16 protein-coding genes and 1 tRNA gene are annotated in these 16,925 nt (G+C 30.2%); 13 read left to right on the top strand and 4 right to left on the bottom strand.

What is annotated here, in order from left to right; all coding sequences use genetic code 11:
- Positions 1–161 precede the first annotated feature (161 nt).
- The 13 genes from VK164_RS01040 to VK164_RS00980 all read left to right on the top strand — a co-directional run bounded on the left by VK164_RS01040 (position 162) and on the right by VK164_RS00980 (position 11,559).
- A tRNA-Met gene (locus tag VK164_RS01040) sits at positions 162–234 on the top strand.
- A gap of 135 nt (positions 235–369) precedes the next feature.
- Positions 370–822: a KTSC domain-containing protein gene (locus VK164_RS01035; RefSeq protein WP_166236550.1), complete on the top strand. Its 453-nt coding sequence runs from the start codon at positions 370–372 to the stop codon at positions 820–822.
- Positions 823–844: 22 nt separating this feature from the next.
- Complete coding sequence (locus tag VK164_RS01030; protein WP_324207587.1) at positions 845–1,906, top strand: glycoside hydrolase family 53 protein; 1,062 nt, start codon at positions 845–847, stop codon at positions 1,904–1,906.
- 44 nt (positions 1,907–1,950) lie between these two features.
- Positions 1,951–2,427: a DUF1761 domain-containing protein gene (locus tag VK164_RS01025; protein WP_324207586.1), complete on the top strand. Its 477-nt coding sequence runs from the start codon at positions 1,951–1,953 to the stop codon at positions 2,425–2,427.
- 59 nt (positions 2,428–2,486) lie between these two features.
- Entirely contained in the window at positions 2,487–3,632 is a 1,146-nt protein-coding gene (locus VK164_RS01020; protein ID WP_324207585.1) for a peptidogalycan biosysnthesis protein, read from the top strand.
- Between the two features lie 71 nt (positions 3,633–3,703).
- Entirely contained in the window at positions 3,704–4,351 is a 648-nt protein-coding gene (locus VK164_RS01015; protein ID WP_414655536.1) for a DUF4230 domain-containing protein, read from the top strand.
- Between the two features lie 71 nt (positions 4,352–4,422).
- Positions 4,423–4,695 (top strand): hypothetical protein, encoded by a 273-nt coding sequence (locus VK164_RS01010; protein ID WP_324207583.1) that lies wholly within the window; start codon positions 4,423–4,425, stop codon positions 4,693–4,695.
- A 31-nt stretch (positions 4,696–4,726) separates the two neighbouring features.
- Positions 4,727–6,604, top strand: coding sequence for a sensor histidine kinase (locus VK164_RS01005; RefSeq protein WP_324207582.1), 1,878 nt, complete (start codon positions 4,727–4,729; stop codon positions 6,602–6,604).
- Positions 6,605–6,607: 3 nt separating this feature from the next.
- The gene (locus tag VK164_RS01000; RefSeq protein WP_324207581.1) at positions 6,608–7,255 is read left to right on the top strand and encodes a response regulator transcription factor; all 648 of its coding nucleotides are present in this window, start codon (positions 6,608–6,610) and stop codon (positions 7,253–7,255) included.
- A gap of 99 nt (positions 7,256–7,354) precedes the next feature.
- Positions 7,355–8,056, top strand: a complete 702-nt coding sequence (locus VK164_RS00995; RefSeq protein WP_324207580.1) for a hypothetical protein — start codon at positions 7,355–7,357, stop codon at positions 8,054–8,056.
- An 11-nt stretch (positions 8,057–8,067) separates the two neighbouring features.
- On the top strand, positions 8,068–9,420 hold the full coding sequence (locus VK164_RS00990; protein WP_324207579.1) for a hypothetical protein: 1,353 nt from the start codon (positions 8,068–8,070) through the stop codon (positions 9,418–9,420).
- 2 nt (positions 9,421–9,422) lie between these two features.
- Positions 9,423–10,748, top strand: coding sequence for a hypothetical protein (locus tag VK164_RS00985; protein WP_324207578.1), 1,326 nt, complete (start codon positions 9,423–9,425; stop codon positions 10,746–10,748).
- A 4-nt stretch (positions 10,749–10,752) separates the two neighbouring features.
- Positions 10,753–11,559, top strand: a complete 807-nt coding sequence (locus VK164_RS00980) for a hypothetical protein (RefSeq protein ID WP_324207577.1) — start codon at positions 10,753–10,755, stop codon at positions 11,557–11,559.
- Positions 11,560–11,587: 28 nt separating this feature from the next.
- Here the strand turns inward: VK164_RS00980 and VK164_RS00975 are convergent, their stop codons facing one another.
- From VK164_RS00975 to VK164_RS00960, 4 genes are all read right to left on the bottom strand, one after another.
- Positions 11,588–11,896: a rhodanese-like domain-containing protein gene (locus VK164_RS00975; RefSeq protein WP_324207576.1), complete on the bottom strand. Its 309-nt coding sequence runs from the start codon at positions 11,894–11,896 to the stop codon at positions 11,588–11,590.
- Between the two features lie 69 nt (positions 11,897–11,965).
- Positions 11,966–13,723 (bottom strand): aromatic amino acid hydroxylase, encoded by a 1,758-nt coding sequence (locus VK164_RS00970; RefSeq protein WP_324207575.1) that lies wholly within the window; start codon positions 13,721–13,723, stop codon positions 11,966–11,968.
- A 91-nt stretch (positions 13,724–13,814) separates the two neighbouring features.
- On the bottom strand, positions 13,815–16,661 hold the full coding sequence (locus VK164_RS00965; RefSeq protein WP_324207574.1) for an AsmA-like C-terminal region-containing protein: 2,847 nt from the start codon (positions 16,659–16,661) through the stop codon (positions 13,815–13,817).
- A 101-nt stretch (positions 16,662–16,762) separates the two neighbouring features.
- Complete coding sequence (locus VK164_RS00960; RefSeq protein WP_324207588.1) at positions 16,763–16,915, bottom strand: T9SS type B sorting domain-containing protein; 153 nt, start codon at positions 16,913–16,915, stop codon at positions 16,763–16,765.
- Between the last annotated feature and the right edge of the window lie 10 nt (positions 16,916–16,925).

Raw genomic sequence — 16,925 nt, 5'->3', positions numbered from 1 at the left:
ACGGGTTTGTCTTTCATACCAATCATCTTGAAGTCGGGTAAAGTTAGCAAATCCGAATTCGTATCGCAATAAGTTCCAGCATTTATTGACACTGGGGCTAATATTTTTAGCAAATTAACTTGTAGTTCTGAATATAGGTTGTATATTTGCACTCGAAACAGCGCGGGATAGAGCAGTAGGCAGCTCGTCGGGCTCATAACCCGAAGGTCACAGGTTCGAGTCCTGTTCCCGCTACTAAGAAGCTTCACAGAAATGTGGAGCTTTTTTTATTTAGTTAGCTCATTGACAAATAATTAGGTTTTATTTTTTCTTATTTTTTATTCGATTTAATAATAAAACATTACTTTTGCACCTTTATTTTTAAAAACTATGAATCCAAAGAAAATTGCCGAGTACAGAAAGTTACTTGATGTTACTAAAACAGCTACGCTGAAAGAATTGAAAACCATTTACAGAAATAGTATGAAGGAAGATCACCCAGATACTATTGCTGATCCAGTGGAGCGTTTAGCTGCAGAAGAAAGAAGTAAAAATATTATTGAAGCATATCATTTTTTGGTAAGTATTGCTCCTGAAACACAAGAGAGAAATAAAGAAGTTTATTTAAAAACTACAACGACAGTTAATATCCAAGATTTTTATATGGATAATGGCGTATTGTATATTTCGTTTTTAGACGGAAGTAACTACGAATATTTTAGTGTACCAAAAGTAACTTATATAAAAATGGTGAATGCAGAATCACCAAGTCGTTTTGCAAGAAGACACATTTATAATGAATTTTTATATAGAAGCGCTTCAAAATTAGTGGCAAGCGAATAAATAGTTTTTGTACCTTTATCCAATGAAAATTGGTATAAAATTATTATCATTATTATGCATTCTTATTACTTTTTCTTGTTCTAAAGATGAAGTATCTAATAATTCGCAAGAGTTTATCAAGGCAGCAGACATGTCAATGTTGCCTTTGATAGAGTCTGAAGGAACTATCTACTACAATAACAACAATATTACCGAAGATGCACTGCTAACGCTAAAAAATGCAGGTTGCAATACGATTCGAATTAGACTTTGGCATACACCAACTATGAATCAATCTGGTTTTAATGAAGTGAAAACTTTAGCACAACGCGTTAAAAATCAAGGTATGAAGGTTTGGTTGAGTGTTCATTATTCTGATACATGGGCTGATCCAGGAAATCAGATAAAACCAGTAGCTTGGAATAATTTGACATTTGCACAATTAAAAGCACAAGTTGAGGATTATACAATAACAATTGTAAACGAAATTCAACCCGATATTTTTCAAATTGGTAATGAAATCAATAATGGTTTTATTTTTCCTGAAGGAAATTTGGTATCAAATGAATCTCAATTTTTATCACTATTAACATGTGCAAGCACTGTAATTAGAACCAATAGCCCATCAACAAAAATTATGTTGCATTATGCTGGAATTGATGGTGCTTCATGGTTTTTTTCTAAAACTGCTGCAATTGATTATGATTATATAGGATTATCTTATTATCCCATTTGGCATGGAACGGATATTAATTTATTGCAACAAACTATAGCTACATTAGGACAAACACATAATAAAAAAGTGTTAGTTGCCGAAACTTCTTATCCATTTACATTCGATTGGAATGATTGGACCAATAATGTAATTGGACTTCCAAATCAAATCCATCCCAATTATTCTGCTTCTCCAGAAGGGCAAAAAGCTTTTTTACAACAGATCAAAAACACAGTAAAAAACGCGCCAAACGGACTAGGATTTTGTTATTGGGGAACCGAATGGATTGCTTTTAGAGGAGCAACATCTACAAATGGTTCTTCATGGGAAAATCAAGCTCTTTGGGATTTTAATCATAAGGCATTACCAGCAATGTCGGTTTTTAATTAATTTTTTTATATTTTTGATATACTAACCAATAAAATATATCAATTATGGAAATGAATTATTTGGCTATTTTGGTAGCTGCTTTATCAAGTTTTGTTGTCGGATTTGTTTGGTACAACCCAAAAGTTTTCGGAACCATTTGGATGAATGAAATCGGAATGACTGAAGAAAGTGCAAAAAAAGGAAACATGGCAAAAATCTTCGGATTAACGTTTGTTTTTGCTATCATGTTAGCATTTATGATGCCTACATTGGTAATTCATCAAATAGGTGCTTTGCAATTAGCAAGCGGTAATGAAAAAGACGAAGCATTTTTAGCTTATATGCAAGTTCATGGACACATGTTTAGAAGTTTTGGTCATGGAGCTTTACATGGTTTTTTCGCATCATTATTTATTGTAGTTCCAGTCATTGCAACTAACAGCCTATTTGAACAAAAATCATTTAAATATGTTGCGATAACTTCTGGGTATTGGATTTTAGTTATGACTTTAATGGGTGCAATTATTTGTGGCTGGAAATAATTTAACATTTAATTATATAGGAATCGCTCTACATTTGTGGAGCGATTTATTTTTTTACATTGAACGAAATTACCTTTAAAATATACAATTCAATTAAAGCGCTACCTTCGCTTTGGGACACCGTGGCACAAAGTAATGTTTTTTTGCAAACACCATATTTGTCTGTGCTTGAGCGTTCGGCACCAGTAAATATGGAATGTTTTTACATTGGTATTTTTGAAAAATCGGAATTAATAGGCGTTTCTTTAGCGCAATATTTAGATTTGAATAAACTCGAATCGTTTGGAGAAAGAGACAAGTGTTTTAAAACCGCTATTCGTAATTTTATTTTCAAAAATTTTGCTTCTCATACCTTGTTTCTTGGGAATAACATGATAACAGGACAAAATGGTTACGTGTTTTCTAAAGAGATAGATTTTGAATGTATTAGCGAAATTTTACTGCAAAGCGCAGAAGAAATTACGCAATATTTCAAACAAAAAGGCGTGAAAATTCATTTGGTTTCGTTTAAAGATTTTTACGAAAATTGTTCTGTTGAATTGAAAAAGTATCGTTTTAAAGAAACATACGAATTCAATACGCAGCCCAATATGATTTTTTATTTGAATAAAAATTGGAATTCGGCTGAAGATTATATCAATGCCCTTTCAAAAAAATACCGAGACCAATACAAGCGAGCGCACAAAAAAATTGATGGTATTGTTGTTAAAAATCTGACTTTTGAAGAAGTATTTCTACATGAAAATGCCATTTATGATTTGTATCATTATGTTGCTAAAAACGCCCCATTTAACACTTTTTTCTTAGCTAAGAATCATTTTTCAACCTTAAAGGGACAATGTGGTAATCGATTTCAAATTTTTGGTTACTTTTTAAATGAAAAGTTAGTAGGTTTTCATACACTTTTATTGAATGATGAAACATTAGAAACCTATTTTTTAGGTTATGATGAAACTATTCAAAAAGAAAACATGTTGTATTTGAACATGCTCTACAACATGACTGAATATGGTATTGAAAAAGGTTTTAAACGAATTATTTTTGGACGAACAGCTTTAGAAATTAAAAGCTCAATTGGTGCAAAACCTGTGAAAATGTCAGGGTTTATATTCCATAATAACAAATTGATTAATAAATTTATTGGAAAAATATTTAAACAATTAGAGCCAGAACTAAATTGGCAACAACGCCATCCATTTAAGTAAAAATCTTTATATCTTCGTGTAAAATTTTAATCATGGCACGAACATCTTCTACAGAAACCGCAATAAAAAACATGTTAATTCCATTAGTTCAAGCCATTGGACGTTCTGGAAAACTATTGTATTTGATTATTTTTTTGGTAATTGGCTATTTTGTTTATCAATTTTTTACTAAAAAATCTGAAACATCAACCATTGAATACGATACAAATTTGATTCAAGTTCAAATAAAAAATGTTGGAAAATTGGTCGTAACTGAAGGCCATTTCGCTGAAGTTTTAACGTATAAAGACAAAAAAGAAACCTATATTCCTGGATTATCTTTTGATAAAAAAGCATTAGTTGTTATAAATGCTGATGTTACTGTTGGCTTTGATTTGAGTAAAGTAACGTATGATATTGATTCAAAAAATAAAATCTTGACCATTACAAATATTCCAAAAGAAGAAATAAAAATCAGTCCAGATTTTAAATATTATGATACTGAATCTTCTACATTCAACGAATTTACCGGTGAAGATTATAATAAGATAAATAAAATTGCAAGAGCAAATTTGGCAAGAAAAATAGAAAAATCCACACTGAAAACAAATGCTCAAAACAGATTATTGAGTGAACTTTCAAAAATGTTGATTCTAACAAATTCTATGGGTTGGACGTTGTCTTATAAAGGAAATGTTGTTAAAAATGACAAAGATTTAGAACTCAAAATAATCAATTAAATACGTATTTATTCGTATTGTAATAACGAAGTCATTAAGTCAAATTTGTAATTGATTTAATGACTTTTTTTATGGATAAAATAATAGGTTTACTAATAGTTTTGCTTTCTTTTTTTGTGATAAAGTTAGTGCTTGTTAATAAAAAAATAAAAATGTTGCATCAAACAAAAATGCAACAACTCAAAGATATGATAACAATGTTGACTCAAAAACAGAGAAACCTGAATCAAAAAGCAACAATTTCTTCTAATTATCAAAGCCAATACAGATTGGATATGAAAAAGTTAAGCGATGAAATTTTTTTACTTCAAAAAACAATATTTGAATTACTTTCAAAGAAATAAATTTGTATTTTTAGTATATAAAATCCAACAGATGAACAAATATTTAGTTGTAATCTTAGCCCTATGGTTGAATTTTGTAAACGGGCAAAACGAAGCTATCGATAAATTCAAATTTCTAAAAAAAATTGACAACCTCAATTATTTGAACGATGCAAAAAATAAATCATCAATCGATTCTTTACAATTGATAATCGATAATAGTTCAAATGATACCATTAAAGGATATTTCTATAGAATTCATGCTAAATTTTTAATCAATCAATTAGAACATGATGCAGCTTTAAAAAGTTTAGACAAATCCATCGCTTTTTACAAAAATGCTAATAATTCAATGGGAATTATAAAATCCATGATGAACAAAGGCGGTGTTTTGTATCAAAAAGGTGAAACCAAAAAGGCAACGCAAGAATATGTCAATGCTTTAACAATTGCAGAAAAAAAAGGGTATAAAAATGAAATTGGTTCTTTGTACAAGAACATTGGACTCGTTTATTATTCACAAGGAAAAACTAAAGAAGCTTTGGCATACAATAATAAAGCTTTGGCCATTTTTAATCAGTTAAAATCTAAAAATGATATTGCGGCAACTTATGTCAATATCGGAAATTGTTATTTCGACTATTACCAACCTCAAAATGCTTTGTTGAATTATAATAAAGCTTTGAAATTGTCTAAAGAAACAAATGACAATCAAACTATTGCGAAGTTGTATAATAACATTGGTTCTGTCTATATCAACGATTTACAAGACACTATAAAAGGAATTGACTATTTATTAGATGCTTTAGCCATAAAAAAACAGATGAACAACCAAAACGATTTGATTATTCAATACAACAATATTGCAGCGGTTTATTTAGATATTAGAAAATACGATTTAGCGTTGAGTTACAATGATAAAGCTTTTGAATTGGCTTCTAAATCGGGAAACTTGCAAGAGTTAATCAATGTTTATGATACTTATGCGCTGATTAATTCGGCAAAAAAAGATTTTAAAAAAGCTTATGACTATCATAAATTGTATTCAAAAACAAAAGATTCTTTATTGAATATTGACAATTTAAAAGCAGTTGAAGAAATCAATACCAAATACCAAACGGCCGAAAAAGAAAAGCAACTATTACAAAAAGAAGCAGAAGCTAAAAAGAAAACCACAACCATTATTATTCTCTCGCTATTAGCCTTTTTCATTGCGATTGTTGGATTTTTAATTTACCGCCAACAACGCCTGAAAAACGTGCAACAAAAGCAAGAATTTGAATTGCAATCAGCTATTGCCCAAATCGAAAATCAAAATAAATTACACGAACAACGATTGGCGATTTCAAGAGATTTGCATGATAACATTGGAGCGCAATTAACGTTTATTATTTCTTCGGTTGAGAATTTAAAATTCGGATTTCCAATGATGGAAACGTCTATTAAAAATCATTTGACCAAGATTAGCGATTTTACAAAAACTACGATTGTAGAACTTCGTGACACGATTTGGGCCATGAATGCAAACGAATTTACGTTTGATGATTTAAGTTCCAGAATTTATAATTTTATCGAAAAAGCGCAATCGGTAAAAGAAAATACAGCGTTCAAATTTTCGGTTGATGAGAGTTTAAAAAACAGTAAGTTTTCCTCATTAGAAGGTGTTAATTTGTATAGGACAATTCAAGAAGCGGTTAATAATGCGATTAAATATGCTGATGCATCTGAAGTTTTAGTTCAAGTTAAACCAAATGAAAACGGAATTATAATTAAAATTTCAGATAACGGAAAAGGTTTTGATTTGGATACGATCGATTTAGGAAACGGAATTATAAACATGCAAAAGCGTATCGAAGAAATTGGTGGCGTTTTCAAAATCAAATCCGAACTCACAAAAGGAACTCAAATTACAATTTCACTAAACAAATAATCTATGATTCGAATTGCCATAGTTGACGATAATACATTTCTCCAAAAAACCATTCAAGATAAATTGAGTTTTTTCGCTGATGTTGAGGTTCGAATGAAAGCCTTTCATGGTCAAGATATCATTGAAAAGTTAGAAAAAAATCACAACCTCGATTTAATTCTAATGGATATCGAAATGCCAAAAATGAATGGTATCGAAGCAACGGCAATCATCAAATCAAAGTTTCCACAAATCAAAATCATCATGCTAACGGTTTTTGATAATGATGAGAACATTTTCAAAGCCATAAAAGCCGGAGCAGATGGTTATTTTCTAAAAGAAGTGAATCCACAAGAATTGTACAATGGCATTCATGAAACCTTGTCAGGTGGCGCAGGAATGACGCCTTCCATTGCATTAAAAACGCTTAAATTATTACGAGAACCTTTAGTTTTTGATGATTCGATTGCTAAAGAAGAAATCAGTTTGACTATAAGAGAAGTTGAGGTATTGGAACAATTAAGCAAAGGATTAAAATACAATGCCATTGCCGAAAATTTGTTTCTTTCACCAGGAACGATTCGTAAACATGTGGAAAATATTTACACTAAACTTCAAGTCCACAATAAGTTGGAAGCCATTCAAAAAGCAAAAAATAATAAGTTGATTTAATCAATATACGAATTTCTACGTATTTCTTTACGTATTGCTACCGCATAATTTTACTTCATAATTAAGAACAAAAAATGTGTAACTAATTCTGAAGAAATTATGAAAAAACTACCCTTATTTTCAATACTTATTTTAGCTTTTGCTTTTCAAAATGTAACGGCACAATTAGACAAATTAGCCGTAAAATTCAATACGGGAATGTCGTTCTCAAAACCTGGAGACGATTTAGGTGAAGTAGCCGACAAAGGAAAAGCAATGCAATTATTTGCCAGTTTAGAAGCTTCATATCATGTAAATTATACCAAAAACACCAAATTCGGAATTAAAGGAGCGGCTGTTCTTGGTCAAGATTGGGCTAACTTTTTAGCAGCTGATAGAAGTACCGAATTAAAAGTTGCCGTTACAAGTGCAAAGCTAAGAGTGTATCCACTTTCATACGACGGAAATATTGAAGATGGATTAGAACAATTACTTCCAGAAGGTTTACCTTTTTTAGTTGAAATTCCAGTTTATATTGGTATTTATTCAGTTTTTAATAGTTTGCATTTTGATTATGGTGTAGGAAGTGGTAAAATTTTAGAAACAGATTATGCCGGAATTGGATTTCAAGACGAAACCGTAAAACGCACCATGAAATACTTCGGTTGGGGTTTTCAACCACAAATTTTCCAATCCGATTCAGAAAAATGGTCGTGTAATGCAGTTTTCGATTTCGGGAAATATTCTTGGAAAAATGCTGGCGGAGGAACTTCATCTTTTAAAAGCAATCACGTTGGATTTGGTGTTCAATATAACTTCTAAAAAATATAAAAATGAAAAAATTAATCACAATTATAGCCGTATTGGTAGTAAGTTTTACGAATGCTCAAATAGCAAAATACAAAGCTTCAGATTTTAATTTAACTACTGATGTAACAAAATACGAAGAGAAAGAATTCTATTATGATTTTGGATTAAATAAATATAAGTTATCAAATACTAGAACTATTTATTTAGAGAAAGGTTTGGTAACAAAAATCGAAAACATGTCTAATTATTTCATGTATATGGAAGCCACTAACACATTTAATTATAAAAATGGATTACTGCAGTCAATTCATATTAAAACACAATTGGGTGAATTCACTGAAAACTTCGTACACAAAAATGGTAAAATCGTTGAAAAAAAGGATACTACTAAAAAGAGCGTTTTTGAATATGATGCCAAAGGAAATTTGAGCAAAGAAACAGTGTACGAAAAAGAGGTAATGGTTGAAAAAATTACTTATGCTAATTACACTTCACCAAATTCATATACCAAGAAATCAATTAAATATGCTAACAATGAAGAAGATCAAGTAAATGAACAAATAATCAAAAATGGTTTGTTGATTTCGGAAAAAAACACAACTAAATATTCAACTTTAACCGAAACCTATCAATACGATAAAAATAGAAATCAAATTCAATATACAAGAGATGATAAGGTTTTTAAAAACAGCTATGAATACGACAGCAAAGGAGATATTTTGAAATCAAAAATTGAACAACTCGATTTTGATACTGATGATAAAGTTAACTATTTCACTTTTGCAAAAGTTACGTATTCAAACGGTAAAACTGCAGGAAAAGCAGATTTTGATGTCAATTATGTTAAAAAGTATGATTCAAATTCGGCTTCTTATGAAGTGAGTACATCTTTTGATGGCGCTTCTGACGAAGTATTAAATAAAGCTTTAGCCGATTTACAAGCGTTATTAAAATCAAACTATAAGATTAAGAAAAATGAAGGAAATACATTTACCATTCAAGATGCTAATGGCGAAGAAATAACCAATGATGTTGATGCTGTAAAAAATAATTATGATATTTTGGTTTATGATGTTTTATTCAAGAAAACAGTATTGTTAAAAGGTTTTTATACCGAAAACGTAAAAATGGGCGAGTGGTATGATATGGAAGATTTTTCGTCTCCAAGTGGAATGTATTGGATATTTTCGGATAAACCTGAGTTTTTTGTGATTCAAAACGGAGTAATTTTAGATTCATCTTTGTACAAATTGGTAAAAACGCAAAAAGAAGATGATTTTATTGTGCAAGAAGCGGGAATTGATAAATACATCATACGCGATTTGAATTCAAAAGGTTTTGAAACATTTTATCCGTTAGAATTTTTAAATGATTAAGCATGAGATTTTCTATTCTTTTTCTCTTTTGGTTTGCTAATATTTTTGCCCAGCAACAATTTAGAACTTCCGATTTTGGTTATTCTGATGATGTGGTAAAAGTGGAAGAATCGCTCTATAAGTTTGATAAAGATAAAAATAAATTTGTCAAAGAGAACTACTACATAACAGAGATTAAAAATACGTATGTGCAAAGGCAAATTTTAGAGAATATTTATCAAGAAGAAAAAATTTCAGGTGAGTATTTATATGTTTATAATTCCGACTCAACACTGAAAGAAATCAATTATAAACCAATTATAGGAAACTTTGGTCATCCAATCAGATTTCTATTTCAGTACGAAAAAGGGAAGTTGAAAAAAGTAATTGTTGAACACATGTCATCTACTACTTACGAATACGATAAAAAAGAAAATTTAATTAAAGAAGTAGAATTAAATGCAGATGATGAACCTTCGGAAACCATTTTTTACCAAGACTATATTGATAAAAAAAGTTATACCAAAATTAAGAAAAGTAACGATGGTTCAGGAAGCGATTTTACAAAAGAAATTTACAAAGATGACTTGTTAAAAGAAAAAAACATTGTGTCAGAAAATTTTAAATCGACTACGAAATATTCTTATGACAATTATAAAAATGTGATATCTCAAGTATATGACGATAGTTCCCAAATTGATTATGACTATGAATTTGATGCAAAGAACAATCGTATAAAAATTGCAAAAGTGATTCCAGCATTGCCAGATGATAATTCGTTCGCGTTTGCAAAAATCACCTATGCAGATGGAATAACTTCAGGAAGCACAGAATTAGATTTAGAATTTATTAAAAAGCATGATAAGTTTTTTAGAGAGAAAGATTCTTTGTTGCAACAGTATCAAAAAATTACTTATTCGAGAACAAATTATTTAACAGTTTTAAAAGGTGAAGATGATAGAATTGAAATTCAAGATTCCTATGATAATAATTTTGAAAAAGTAGTGCAATTAGTTGTTACACCAGAACATTCAAGTTTGGTAATTTTTAATGAAGTGGATCAATCCGTGCATTTTGTGAAAGGGTTTTATTTAGACGATTTTGCAAAAAATGAATGGCATGATGCTATAAAATTGGAATCGCCAACAAAAATATTTTGGGTTAAAGACAACAAGTTTAAAATTTCATTTTATCAAGACGGAAAGTATTTACAAAGCAGTAATTTTTCTATCCATGATGATGAAAATACAAATCATTTGATTGTAAAATCAGCTGATGGAACAGCTTATCAAATTCAAAATATTGATGCTTCTGAAGCAGGAAGATTATATCCATTATTTAAAAAATAGAAAAATGAAAAGTTTATTATTTTCAATTATTGTTTTATTGGGTTTGAGTTTGCAAGCGCAAGAACAATTTTTAACATCACATTTTAATTGGTCACCCAGAACAGCCACGCTTCAGAAACAAATTTTTTATTTTCATCCAGAAACCAAAGCAAAAGAATGGTCAAAAACGGAAATCTATACGTTTTATAATCAATATTTAGATTCTGTAGTAGTGGATTTGGGTGATGCAAAAGAAATTACAAAATGTAATTTTAATATTGATAATTGCATGGTTTCTAAAATTACAGATTATAAAATAAGTAAAACCCAAGACAAAACCTTATTTTTCTATGATAAAGAATTGCGATTAACAAAGTCTCAAGAGTTTGTACAAGGCAGATTGTTTTCGGAAACTAAGTATTCGTACGACAAACAAAATCGAATGATAAAATCAGTTTGTAAAGAAAAAGAAACTGGTTTTTCAGAAATCACAGAATATACTAATTACATTTCAGATGATAGTTATACTAAAACTTCCTATTACAATCAGGGCAAAAAGAAAGATAATTTGTCTGTTGAAGTTTATAAAGAAGGTTTGTTAATAGAGGGAAATTATCAGATTTTTGATTTAAAAAGTAAAGTAGTGTATCAGTACGATGAAAAGCGAAATGTAATCTCTGAACAAAAAGACAACGAAGCACCAACTTTGTATCAATACGAATATGATGCAGAAGGAAATCCAACGAAAATAATCATTTCAAATGCTCAAAATCCTTATGTGAATTCTGAAATTATTGTAAAAAGTATTTATTCTGATTTTATGTCAAATTAAAAAGTCCCGATGCAATCGGGACTTTTTTTTATAATTTACTTTCTAAACTGCTCCAACCACCACCATTAATACAATCAATTCCGTGTTGTTTTAAAATAGAAGTAGCTTGAGCGCTTCGCATTCCAGAACGGCAACATGCTATCACTGGTTTGTTCCATTTTTTTATCGTTTCAATATTTCCATTTAAAACTTGTAATGCGATATTTTTCGAACCTTTAATGTGTCCTTCTCTAAATTCATCTGGAGTTCTTACGTCTAAAATGATCGCACCTTTTTGAACATATTCTTGAACATCATTGGTTTTATTTCCTAATCCTAAAAAATCTAAAATTCCCATAATTGTTTCTTTTTTTGACAAAGGTAAATTTGATTGAAAATCTTTTCAGTAACAAAAGTTACCTAGCGATTAAACATTCGCTTTTTCAAAAATTAATTCTAAACCTCCATCGATTAAATGAGCAACTTCTGGGCGATTGTTTTTTACTTTTTCTAAATGATTTAAAGCTTTATCTACTAAATCTGAATTTCCTTCTTTTTTAGCTAATTCAGCTATCTCAACCGATAATAACCAATCGTTTGGATGTCCAGCAGAAACCGAAGCAAATGCTTCTTTTAAAGTAGTCGCAGCAGGTTTTCCTTCTCTAATATTACGAACACTTAAATATAGTTTTTCTAACTCTTCTCTTTCAACCGATTTTTTCTGTTTAATAGTTTGAGTTGAAGGTACATGGCTTATCATATCAAAACTATTCACGTCTGCTGGACCAGAAAAAGCGGAAATTACTTTTTTTCCTACTGCCATATCATAAATACCCCATTCTGGTTGAAATAAGACGGTATCATCATGAGTAACTGTACAATTTTTGAATTTAATCAATAAAATTTCTCCTTGTAAATTACGAGAACCTGTTACGATTTCTCCTGTGACTTTGATATTTCCTTCAAATTCTAAAGTAACTTGCTCACCTTCGTAAATATCATATGCGCGCAAATCTCTTGGACTCATTTCTTCGATTGCCAAATTGATACCTTTTAATCTTCCAATTGGAGAACCAAAACCTTCAGCATGGTATTCTGTTCCGTGACCTACTAACTCTTTTTCTCTGTAAGAAAGTGCTGTTTCCCCTGTTGTTTGAACATAAACTGGTTTTCCTTCATCTTCAATAACATTAGTAAATACACCCGAAATTTGAAGTCCAGTACTTAATTCGATAGTTCCAAGTGCATTAGAATTTATTAATTTTTTAATTCCTGATAAACCACCAGTTCGTAATGCCATTTTATTAGCAAATTCCTCTAAAACTTGACTTAATTGAGCGAAATCAGGCGTAACATAAAGTTGCGGTTGCGGTTTTGTAATGTCAAAACTCATATCAGCAGCCGAAATATCGTATGGAATTTTCTTTACATTATCAGTCATACACCAGGTACTTTCACCAATTGAAGAAAGTAACCCAGCGCCATATATTTTTGGATTATCAACGGTTCCAATCAAACCATATTCTACAGTCCACCAATGTAGGTTTCTAATGCGAGACATTTCAGATAATTCTCCCATATTATTCTGTAAGAAATCAACTTGCTCTTCAGCTTTTTTGATTTCTTCTTCTGGAGTATCTTCTGCTTCTTTTAAAATGGAAAGCAAACGAATCGCTTCATACAATTCATAATCACGAGCCGATGAAATGGCTTTACAACCAATTTCACCAAAACGTCTTAAGTATTCGGCATATTCAGGATTTGCAATAATAGGAGCATGACCTGCACCCTCATGGATAATGTCTGGAGCGGGTGTATATTCTATGTGTTCTAATTGACGAATGTCACAAGCTATAACTAATACATTATATGCTTGAAATTCCATAAACGCATTAGGTGGAATAAATCCATCAACGGCAACTGCAGCCCAACCAATTTCAGCAAGAATTCTGTTCATGCCATACATGCTGGGAATGTTATCCACTTCGATTCCAGTTTTTTGTAAACCTTCAATATAAGAACTATGAGCAACTTTTGAAAGATAATTTACATTTTTGCGCATTACATAACGCCAAACAGCTTGATTTATAGGGGTATAATCCTCGTAAACTTGAGGTTTAATAAATTGTTTTAAATGTTTTGGTAATCTGTCAATCAAATGATTGCTTTCAAAATGCGTTTCCATAATTTTATATGTGATGTTTGACGTAAAATTACGAATTTTTCAGAAAGCTGAAAAACTTTTTGTGAATTTGCTAAAATAAATTTAAGTTTGATTATTCAGATTTTTCAATTGGCTTTTCTATTGGAGCAGGGGATTCTGTTTTTGGAATACTGTCGTTTGGAATCGTTGCAGATCTTGGTAAACTTGTAGATGCATTTATTGGTGTAACTCCATCAACATATTCGGTTTCTTCTAAATCCTCAGATTTTCTTCCTAATTTGATGTCTGGATTTTCTTGGGTTCCTAAAACTTTTATTGGAATTCCTATAATTCCTAATGGGGGTAATCCAATACGCATTTTTAAGTTTAATTTTCCATCTAAACTGGTTTGCCCTTCGAAGCGCAATCTGAAGCCTGCAACTTTAAATTTGAAACGTTCAATGGTTACAATATTATTTTTAATTGTTGTTTTGATGTCAACTTTTGTAACGTCAGGGTCTTTAATGTCTGGATTTTCTGTTTTTGAAGAAACAACGTTTAGTAACTTAAAACCTTTCATTTTTACTTTTTTAACAGAAAGTGTTCCGCTGCCTTCAAGCGATGGCATTACGGGTTCCATTTTATTATTTAAAACACCTTTGATAGAATAATTTAACCCTATAATTCCTTCTGCACTTTCAGCAGCAGTTACGATCTCTCTAAATATTTTAATTTCATTGTAAGCACGCTTAATATCAAATTCAGAGGCGTTAATTTTATAATCAAAATAGGCTTTTTGTGTACCTTCATTTTTATAGAAGGCATCCATTTTTGCTGTAGCACCAATAATTCCTAAATTTCCATTAGTTAATTTTAAACTTCCATTTTGAATTAATAGGTTGCCTCTTAAATTGTCAATAGTTATGTCGTCGTATTTTGTTTTTAAGGCATTTGTTTGAATTGTAACGTCTAAATTATTTGGAATTTCAACTACTCCTGATATTTCGGTTTTTGCAGTTTTTTCATCATCAGTTTCTTCAGTAATAGTTGGAATAAATTCATTTATATTCAAAAAATTTGAGGTTAAATTGAAATTTCCTTTCAAAATTTGATTTTCAGAAAGCACAAAATTAATTACGTTTTCTAAATTTCCATTCATTGTAATGTCAGAAGCTCCATATTTTCCATTGAAATTTGAAAAATTTATCTTGTCTTGATTAAATTTAAAAAGGCCATTTTCAATTAGGAAAGGTTTTGCTAAATAGTTGCTTGTAGTTTTTATATTTTTCACTTCAAGTGTTCCGCTGTTTTTCAAGTTGCTCAGATTTCCATTTGTGGCATCACTTTGCTTTCCTGCTAAATTAACATCAGCTTTTATGTATCCATCTATATCTAACCCTTTTTGAGAGAAGACTTTATAAATTCTGGCTACATTTAATGTTCCTTTGGCTTTTATGTTGTAATTTATATCGTCAAAATTTATAAATGAAGCTTTCATATTAAAAGATTCTCCTTCAAATGTAAAATTAGTCGGAGAAAGTATGAAAGAAGCATCTTTGAAATCGCCGGTAGGACTATTTAAACTAGCTTTTAGATTGATGTTTTGAATTGGTTTTGGATAATAAGCAGTTTGAATCAAACCATTTTTTAATTCGAAATTTCCTTTAGTAATTGGAAATTTCTTATCTTCTTTATTAAAATTTCCTTTAGAAATAATATCTGCATCTAAGTTTCCTGCCAATTTAAAATTTGGTACTTGAAGTGCATTACTCACAAAACTTAAGTCTAGTTTTGATTTAACTTTAGAATCGATAGTTATTTTTTTACCAAATCCATCAGAAATTAAAACAGCACTTAACTTGTTTTTGTTAACATCAAAATACAGAGAATCTAATCGAATCTTTAATAGATTGATGTCTAAGTTTGGTAATTTTGTATCTAAATTCAAAAAAATGTCTTCAACAGGGTAGGGAGCTTTGGAGTGTTTTACATAACCATCTCTGACTTTGATATTAAAATTTAATTCGGGACTCAATTTTTCTGTAGCGATGTATTTTCCTTTTAAGGTTAGAAAAGCCGAAGTTGTTCCTTTCATTTTTGTCTCATTCATCCATGAAACATATTCTGCAGGTAATGCAGTAAATAAGTCTTCTAAGTCGCTGTTTTCGGTTTTTAGTTTGAAATCCATTTGATAACCGTTTTTTAAGAAATCAAAAAAACCAGTAAATTCAACAGGTAATTGGTTGATTACTAAATCATTTTTTTCAAAGACAAACGAAAGCGAGTTGGTGTTGATTTTTGTTATTAAATTAGCTTTAACTTTTTTGTTTTTTAAGTATTCTTTTTGATCGTATACAAAACTTAAACTATCAATTCTTGCCGAAGTTTTTAAGTTAAAATTTGCTTTTAATAAATCGCCTTTTCCTTTGTAATTAAAACCTTTTGCTTCAATATTAATTTTTGTGGATTTGTCGTTATAGACTAATTCGCTATTATTGATTTGAATGTTTTCTAATTCCAAAGAAGCACTTTCTGAGGCTGTATTGTTTTCTTTAGGATTAGATTTATAAATATTGTAATTAGCTTCTCCTTTTCGATTTACTTGAATATTGATTTTAGCATTTTCTAAAAATATTTCTTCAATTTGCGTTTGATTTCCAAAAACCGCACTCCATACGTCAATTCCAAAGCCAATTTCTTTTGCAGAAATAAGCGATTTGTTTTTAAACGGCTTTGAACCATTTAAATTAAATTCATGTAATGTTAAAGTTAGTGATGGAAAATGTTTAAAGAATGACAATTCTGAATCGTTAAAATTTAATTTGCCTTCTAAGTTTTTGTTGGCTAAAACTTTCACTTTTTCAGTAATTGTGTCAGCAAAAACAATGGGAAGTAATATTAATATCAATAAAGAAATCACAAATGTAATTCCAGTTATTTTGAGAATTTTAGCGAAAAGCGATTTTTTAGAATTCATCATTTTTAATAGTTGTAAGAGAGAGTTGCAAAATTACTACAAATATTTACTCAGTGTTTTAAAAAGATAAAAAAAAGAGCTAGTGTTTGACTAACTCTTTTTTTTTATCTTTTTAATGAAAAATGCGCTTTAAACTGTTTTGCAGCACCATTTTCTGTATAGTCTATTGTAAACCAGTAATCAGTTGATGGTAATTGTTGGTTATTAAACGTTCCGTCCCAACCGTCACTGCCATCCGTAGCACTTAGTTGTTTGATTAATTTTCCA

Origin of the sequence: Flavobacterium sp., assembly GCF_035299005.1 — a bacterium.
Lineage (GTDB): Bacteria > Bacteroidota > Bacteroidia > Flavobacteriales > Flavobacteriaceae > Flavobacterium.
The sequence above is the reverse complement of the archived record's forward strand: the minus strand, read 5'-3'. Positions and strand labels throughout refer to the sequence as shown.